This window comes from Nocardiopsis protaetiae, from assembly GCF_045446735.1.
In the GTDB taxonomy this organism is placed as follows: Bacteria; Actinomycetota; Actinomycetes; order Streptosporangiales; family Streptosporangiaceae; genus Nocardiopsis; species Nocardiopsis protaetiae.
Genome location: NZ_JBJJBV010000305.1, coordinates 1 through 7,480 on the forward strand (window position 1 = coordinate 1; position 7,480 = coordinate 7,480).

Genomic DNA, 7,480 nt, shown 5'->3' on the forward strand with positions numbered 1-7,480 from the left:
TGGGAGACCACGTTGCCGCCGGTGTAGACGGCGCCGCTGGTCCAGGCGGCCGCGGTGCAGTCGCCGGGCGGGTCGGTCGGACCCCCGGTCGGCTCCTCGGTGGGCGGGTCGGTGGGGCCCGAGCCGCCGGGGCCGCTCTGGAGGCGGTCGGAGATGGTGTTCGCGAACGCGTAGCCGTTGGTGGCGTCCCAGTTGATGGACCAGGTCATCACGCCGCCGATGGGCCCGTACGGGGAGGAGGGGGAGAAGCTCCCGCAGTTGGTCCCGGCCTCCAGGCAGTCCAGGGCGCGCACGATCTGGCTCGGGGCCATGTGGCCGCCGCCCGCGGCGGAGGGCACGGCGGGCAGGCCCAGGCCGACCTGGCTCGGGTCCAGCCCCATCTCCAGCTGGATACAGGCCAGCGCGGCGACGAAGTCGGGGGTGCCCTGGGAGTAGACCTTCTGGTCGCAGCCCATCATCGTGCCGGAGTTGTAGTACTGCATGTTCACGATGGTGAGGATGTCGGAGATGTTCGACGCCAGCTGGTAGTAGCCCATGGTCGGGGCCTGGAAGTCGATCGTCTGCGGCGCCATCGCGATGATGAGGTCGTCGCCGGCCTGGCCGTGCAGGTTGCGCAGCGCTTCGGTCATGTACTGGGCGTTGATGCCGTGTTCGAGGTCGATGTCGACGCCGTCGAACCCGTAGTCCTGCATCAGCGCGTACGTGGTGTCGGCGAAGTTCCGCGCCTGGGTGGGGTTGGCGACGGTCACGTTCCCGAGTTCGCCGCCGACGGAGATGATCACCTTGCGGCCCTGGGCCTGGATGGCCGCGATGTCGGCGCGGAACTGCGCGTCGGTGTAGCCGCCCAGTTCGCCGCTGGCGAGGTTGAACGTGATGCCGCCGTCGAGGCTCGGGTGGTTGTCGGCGAAGGCGATGGCGATGAGGTTGTACTCGCCGGGGATCGCGGACAGGGGCATCACGGTGGAGCCGTTGTCGAAGTTGTGCCAGTAGCCGGTGAGCCACTGGCCGTTCTGTTGCGCGACGGTTTCCTCGCCTGCCACGGTCTCGGCCTCGTTCGGCGCGCTCGGGAGCTGGGTGGCGCCGATGGCGAACGCGGCGGCCAGCGCCGCGAAAGCACCGGCCATCAGGGCTTTCACCCGGGGAGAACGGGTGCGATGACGGTTCATGGTCGGGGGGTTCCTTCCGTCCAGCGGGGTGACGAAGGTCGGGGGATTGAATTGTTAAGAAACCTTAGAGTTGCCTTACCCGCGCGTCAATGCAATGGGAAGGAAAGCTTTCAATTTTATTTGGCACTAAGTACCAAAATGGACCCCGTCCGATTCCCCGGAATTCACCCGCCCTGGAACGGCCCGCCCTTGCTCTCGCCCAGGTCCATGTCCCTGCTCAGCGACTGGTAGACGTCGTGGTCGATGCGCCCCTCCCGGTAGAGCGCCCGCAGGGTGTCACGGCGGGCGTCCGCGATCTGCGCGTGCACCGCCTTGGCGCTCTCCGCCCGCTCGAACGCCGAGTCGTCCTCGTCCAGCAGCGCCTGCACCTCGCCCACCCGCCGGGAGTACGAGCTCCGCAGCGACTCCGCGGTCTTCGCGTCGATCTCCCCGGAGGTCTGGAGCTCGTCCACCTTGCCCAGCGCCGCGCAGCTCATCGCGTGGTCGGCGATCAGGAACTCCTTCTGGTGCGACTCCCCGCCGCCCACCCCCAGCCTGCGCAGCACCAGCGGCAGGCTGAGCCCCTGGCCCATCAGCGTGCCCATCACCACCACCCCGGCGATGAAGATCAGCCCCCCGCGCTCGGTGAACGCCTCGCCCCCGACGGTCGCGGGCATCGACAGCGCGATCGCCAGCGACACCGCGCCGCGCATCCCGCTCCACCCGATGACGACCCTCTCCCGGAAGGACGACACCTCCAGGTTGAGGAACGGGATCACCCGTTGCAGCGGGATCACCACCATCATCAGCCCCATCCGCAGGACCACCGCCGTGACCGTCACCAGCAGCGCCACCAGCACCAGGCGCGGGAACGAGTAGTGTTCGCGGACCGCCGTGATCACCGCGTCCAGTTGCAGGCCCAGCAGCACGAACAGCATGGACTCCAGCACCGTCACCAGGGTCTGCCACAGCGTCTGCCCGGTCACCCGCACCTTCGGCGGCAGCAGGCCCTCGCCCCGGGTGCCCAGCACGATCCCGGCCAGCGCCGCCGACAGCACCCCCGAGAAGCCCAGCATCTCCGCGGGGATGTAGGCCGCGAACGGGGTGATCAGCACGATCATCAGCTGGATGGACGAGTCCTCGATCAGCTTGCGCGACCAGGCCACCAGCCAGGTCACCAGCGCGCCGAACGCCAGCCCGCCCACCACGACCTTCACCAGCTCCAGGGCCCCCTCGGACGGGGTCAGCGGGTGCGACATCGCCGTCAGCGCCAGGCTGAACATGGTGAGCGCGACCGCGTCGTTGATCAGCGACTCGCCCTCCAGGATCGTCAGCACCCGCCGCGGGGTGCCCACCCGCTTGAGGATCGCCGACGCCGCCACCGCGTCCGTCGGCGCGATCGCCGCCCCCAGGGCGATCGCCGCGGGCCAGCTCACCGCCGGGATCAGGAAGTAGACGACCGCGGCCAGCCCCAGCGCCGTCACCAGGGTCACCCCGACCGCCATGACCACGATCGGCCGGAACAGCTCCCGGAAGTCCTTGGGGGAGGTGAAGAACGCCGCGTTGTAGATCAGCGGCGGCAGGAACACCAGCAGCACGATCTCCGGGGTGATCGTCAGCGAGTTCACCCCGGGCAGCAGCCCCAGCGCCATGCCCAGCACCACCAGGACGATCGGGTCCGGTATCCGCAGCCTCATGGCGATCAGCCGGCCGATGATCACCGCCACCACGACCACCAGCGTGCCGACCACGTACTCCTCGACGCCCATGCCGCCAGCCCTTCGCCCGTGCCCCCGCGCAGCCCCCAGGATGCCCGCCGCACCGCGAACGGGCCCCCGGCGACGCGCCGGGCGGGACACAGAGAAGCACCGCGGCCGTAAGCCCCCCGTCAAACGCGGTGGGGGCCGCGGCCGCGGTGCCCGGGATCCGCCTCAGCGGACCTCGATGAAGTCCTCCGGGTCGCGCGGCGGCCGCTCCCGCGGCGGCTCGGCGGCGTGGCCCACCGCCACCGCACCCATCGGCCGCCAGTGCTCGGGCACCTCCAGCACCTCGCGCACCACGTCGGGGCAGAACATCGTGGACGAGATCCACGCCGAGCCCAGCCCCTCCACGGCCAGCCCCACCAGCAGGCCCTGCACCCCGGCGCCCATCGCCACGTGGAACATGGTCCGCTCGGCGTCGGCCCGCCGCTCGTCGGGGTAGGGGTGCGACCCGTCCGCCACCAGGAACGGAACCACCAGGTAGGGCGCCCCCCGCAGCACGTCGCCGCGCCGGGTGCGCCGCGCGATCGCCTCCTCGTCGAACCCGTCGCCGCGCAGGTCGGCCACCCACGCCTGGAGCATCGCGTCCAGCAGCCGCTTGCGCACCGGTGCCGACTCCACCAGCACGAACCGCCACGGCGTCGTGTGGTGGGGGGCGGGGGCGGTGATCGCCGCCGCCACCGCGCGCCGCACCGCCCCGGGGTCCACCGGCGCGTCGGTGAACGCGCGGACCGTGCGCCGGGCGGGCACCACGTCGCGCGAGCCGTACCGGAACAGGTCGGCGTCGGCCGGGCGCACCAGCGCCGCCGCCCCCGGCCCGTCCGCGTCGGTGACGACCGAGAGGCCGCTCACCACCGCCACCGGCACCCCGCTCGTCTTGCCCTTGACCAGCTCGCCGGCGGCTGCGATCTCGTCGGCGACCGCGTTGACGGTCGCCTCCATGAGGTTGCCGTGGGTGTCCACGGTGCCCCGCAGGTCCTGCACCGGGTCCACCCCGGCCGCGCCGATGGCGACGTCGGTCTGCCCGACCCGCCAGGGCCGCCCGAAGGTGTCGGAGACGATCACGCCCACCCGCACCCCCAGCCGCTCGCGCAGCCCGGCGCGCAGGGCGCGGGCGGAGGCGTCGGAGTCCTCGGGCAGCAGCAGCACCGTGCCGGGTTCGACGTTGGAGGCGTCCACCCCGGCGGCGGCCATCACCAGCCCGTGCCGGGTCTGCACGATCCGCGTTCTCCCGGCGCGGGCGACCACCCGCACCGTCTCGGCGTCGATGGCGGCCTCCCGGTCCATCCGGCGCAGCCGCCCCTCCGCCTTGGCGACGATCTTGGAGGTGACCACCAGGACGTCGCCGTCGGCCAGCGGCTCGCCGGAGGCGGCGACCGCGTCGGCGATCAGCGCGGCCAGGTCGGCGCCCTCGCCCACCTCGGGCAGGCCCGCCAGCCCGCGCACCCGCACCCCGGCCGCCGCGTCCGCGCTCACTCGCCGCCGCCCTTGCGCCCGGCCAGCTCGCGGCCCAGGTCCAGGGCGGCCCGGGCGATCGCCTCGGTGGCCCGCGGGTCGCTCATGTACAGCGGGCGCGAGCGCACCTCGATCCCCTCGACCGCGGTGCCCGCGTCGGCCTCGTCCACCAGCCACCCGTCGAGCAGGTCGGCGCCCAGGTGGGCGGCGACCGCCCCGGCGCTCGTCTCCACCCCGATCGCCTCCAGGCAGGCGTCGGCCATGCCGCGCACGGGGGCGCCGCCGATGATGGGGGAGACGCCGACCACGGTCTTGGCGGCCAGGGCCTCCCGGATGCCGGGGACGCCCAGGACCGACCCCACGCTCACCACCGGGTTCGACGGCGGCAGGACCACCAGGTCGGCCTCGGCGATCGCCTCCAGCACCCCGGGGCCGGGCTTGGAGTCCTCCACGCCCATGCTCACGATGCTCTGCGCGGGCACCGCCGCCCGGTACTTGATCCACCACTCCTGGAAGTGGATCGCGCGCCTGCGCCCGTCCTCCTCGATGACCACGTGCGTCTCGACCTGGTCGTCGGTCATCGGCAGCAGCCGCACCCCGGGCCTCCACCGGTCGCACAGCGCCTCGGTGACCGCCGACAGCGGGTAGCCCGCGGCGAGCATCTGGGCGCGCACGATGTGGGTGGCGGTGTCCCGGTCGCCCAGGCCGAACCAGGTGGGTCGCATGCCGTAGGCGGCCAGCTCCTCCTTGACCGTGAAGGTCTCGTCGGTCCGGCCCCAGCCGCGCTCCTCGTCGATGCCTCCGCCCAGGGTGTACATCACCGTGTCCAGATCCGGACATATCCTCAGTCCGAACAGGGTGATGTCGTCACCCGTGTTGCCGATGACGGTGATGGCGTTCGTGCTCTGTTCATCCGGGATCGGGGAGTCGATTCCCAGGGCCGCCTTGAGGCCCCGCAGGAAGCGCGCTCCGCCGATGCCACCGGCCGGTACGACTATCCGCATGCGTCCAAGTCTGGCAGGCTGGAGGCATGTACGGGTCCTCCGCCCCCCGTGGGCGCGACCCGGGCGTGACCGTACCGGTACCGTCGGTTCGCCGATCGGCCGAACCTCGGTACCGTGGCCGCCGTCCCACTTCAACGGTCCGATCCTCCGGCGTCCCCATGTTCCACAGCCGTGATCGGCCGGTTCCGACCGAACAGCCCGACGACAAGCCACTCTTCCTCCGACGAGGGCGGCGACAAAGCAGCAGAGGGGAATCTCCCTTGAACAACGAAACACTGGAACGCCTGCGCCTACCCGCGGCGTGGGTCCTGATCGGCGCCGTCGGCGCCGGTGTGCTGGCGGGCTTCATCCGACTGATCGCCAATTCGGGCTATCCGGGCAACTTCGCCTCGGCGCTGGGAGGCGCGGGCGGCCACTTCTTCGGTCTGTCCGTCGTGATCCTGCTCGCCGCCGCGGTGCTCCTGGTGCTCACCTCCGAGCGCACCCGGCCGGCGGCCTTCGGCATCGTGCTGACCTCGCTCATCATCTCCGGGCTGGGGCTGTTCTTCGCGGCCATCAACCTCATCACCGAGTTCATCGTGGCCAGCAACGCCAACATGATCAGCCTCGGCTTCGCCGGCTTCCTCGGCACGCTTGGCCAGGGCGCGGTGCTGGGCATCTTCGCCTTCGCACTGCTCAAGGCGTTCAACGACCCGAACCTGGTGCCGCGCGCGGCCGCTCAGGCGCAGGCCTACGGCGGCTACCCGCAGGGCGGCGTGCAGCCGCAGGCGTACGCCCAGGGCTACCAGGACCCGACCATGACCGGCGGCCAGCCCGCGGCCGACCCCGCTCAGGCCGTCTCGGGTCAGCAGCAGGCCTACGACCCCAACCAGTACGGCCAGGCCCAGGCGCAGCCGCAGTACGCCACCGGGGCCCAGCAGTCCTACGCCCAGCCGCAGGCCTACGACGCCGCGGCCCAGCAGGCGCAGGCCTACGACGCGTCCCAGGCGCAGCAGGCCTACGACCCGAACCAGTACGGCCAGGCCCAGGCCCAGCCGCAGTACACGACCGGGGCCCAGCAGTCCTACGCCCAGCCGCAGTACGGGACCGACGCCTCCGGTCAGCAGGCGTACGACCCGAACCAGTACGGCCAGGCGCAGCCGTACGGGACCGACACGTCCGGTCAGCAGGCGTACGACCCCAACCAGTACGGCCAGGCGCAGCCGCAGGCACAGCAGTACGGCACCGACGCCCAGTCGCAGGCGTACGGCCAGGCCTACGACCCGTCCCAGTACGCCCCCCAGGGCGAGCAGGCGGCGGCCTCCGGCGAGCAGGCGGCCCAGGACGCCGTCAACTACGGCTGGTACGGCCAGGGCCAGCAGCCCGCGGCGTCCGAGAGTGGAGTTGAACCTTTCTTTAACTCCGGTGAGAACAACGGTACGGAGACGACCGACCAGGGCGGCTCCGTATACGGAGACCAGTACGGCTCGGGCTCCGGCTACGGCTCTGACCAGCAAGGACAGGGCGGTACCGGGGGCCAGCAGGGCTGGTACGGAGGAGAGGGCCAGCGCTGAACCCTCCGCGCGGGCCTCGCGTCCTCCGCCTTCCTGGAACGTCGTGAATTGCGTGGTAATCCGCAGAACGGACATGAACCGAGCAGCGTTGACGCTTCGTTACATGATATTCAGTGGATTACCACGCAGGGCGCTTGACGAGTAGCACTGCGTCCACGTGTAATTTCAGGGTGGGATTCCGCCCGGCCCGGGGGACGAATTGGGTCGGGTCATCTATGGGGGGCAACAGGAGGTGCGCATGAGCGAGATCATCCCGCTGGCGCACGGCTCGGATGAGGATCTGGGCTGGCAGGAACGCGCACTGTGCGCACAGACCGACCCGGAGGCGTTCTTCCCCGAGAAGGGCGGCTCGACCCGGGAGGCCAAGAAGGTGTGCCTGTCGTGCGACGTGCGAGCGGAGTGCCTGGAATACGCGCTCGAACATGACGAGCGGTTCGGTATCTGGGGGGGACTCTCCGAGCGCGAGCGCCGAAGGCTGAAGAAAGCCGCCGGAGGGGATTTCGATTTCCTGGCGGACATGCTGTAGCGTGCGCGCGCGTGAAGCGCGCCCGGGCCACGAGCCC

The 7,480-nt window shown here is 71.2% G+C and carries 6 protein-coding genes; 2 read left to right on the forward strand and 4 right to left on the reverse strand.

Features of this window, described 5'->3' with window-relative positions; translation table 11 throughout:
• The 4 genes from ACJOT3_RS29980 to cofD all read right to left on the reverse strand — a co-directional run.
• Window positions 1-1,166 (reverse strand): glycosyl hydrolase family 18 protein (locus ACJOT3_RS29980; protein WP_406976497.1); only part of this gene is annotated, 1,166 nt, incomplete at its 3' end.
• A 164-nt stretch (window positions 1,167-1,330) separates the two neighbouring features.
• Window positions 1,331-2,914, reverse strand: a complete 1,584-nt coding sequence (locus ACJOT3_RS29985) for a Na+/H+ antiporter (RefSeq protein WP_406976498.1) — start codon at window positions 2,912-2,914, stop codon at window positions 1,331-1,333.
• Between the two features lie 162 nt (window positions 2,915-3,076).
• On the reverse strand, window positions 3,077-4,381 hold the full coding sequence (locus tag ACJOT3_RS29990; protein WP_406976499.1) for a coenzyme F420-0:L-glutamate ligase: 1,305 nt from the start codon (window positions 4,379-4,381) through the stop codon (window positions 3,077-3,079).
• Window positions 4,378-5,364, reverse strand: coding sequence for a 2-phospho-L-lactate transferase (gene cofD, locus ACJOT3_RS29995; protein ID WP_406976500.1), 987 nt, complete (start codon window positions 5,362-5,364; stop codon window positions 4,378-4,380). Before cofD ends, ACJOT3_RS29990 begins: the two co-directional genes overlap by 4 nt.
• A 260-nt stretch (window positions 5,365-5,624) precedes the next feature.
• On the opposite strand from cofD, the gene ACJOT3_RS30000 reads away from it, so the two are divergent.
• Together ACJOT3_RS30000 and ACJOT3_RS30005 are read left to right on the forward strand one after the other, a co-directional pair.
• A complete protein-coding gene (locus tag ACJOT3_RS30000) occupies window positions 5,625-6,917 on the forward strand; it encodes a hypothetical protein (RefSeq protein ID WP_406976501.1) in 1,293 nt (430 codons plus the stop codon).
• Between the two features lie 238 nt (window positions 6,918-7,155).
• Window positions 7,156-7,443 (forward strand): WhiB family transcriptional regulator, encoded by a 288-nt coding sequence (locus tag ACJOT3_RS30005; protein ID WP_406976502.1) that lies wholly within the window; start codon window positions 7,156-7,158, stop codon window positions 7,441-7,443.
• Window positions 7,444-7,480 lie beyond the last annotated feature (37 nt).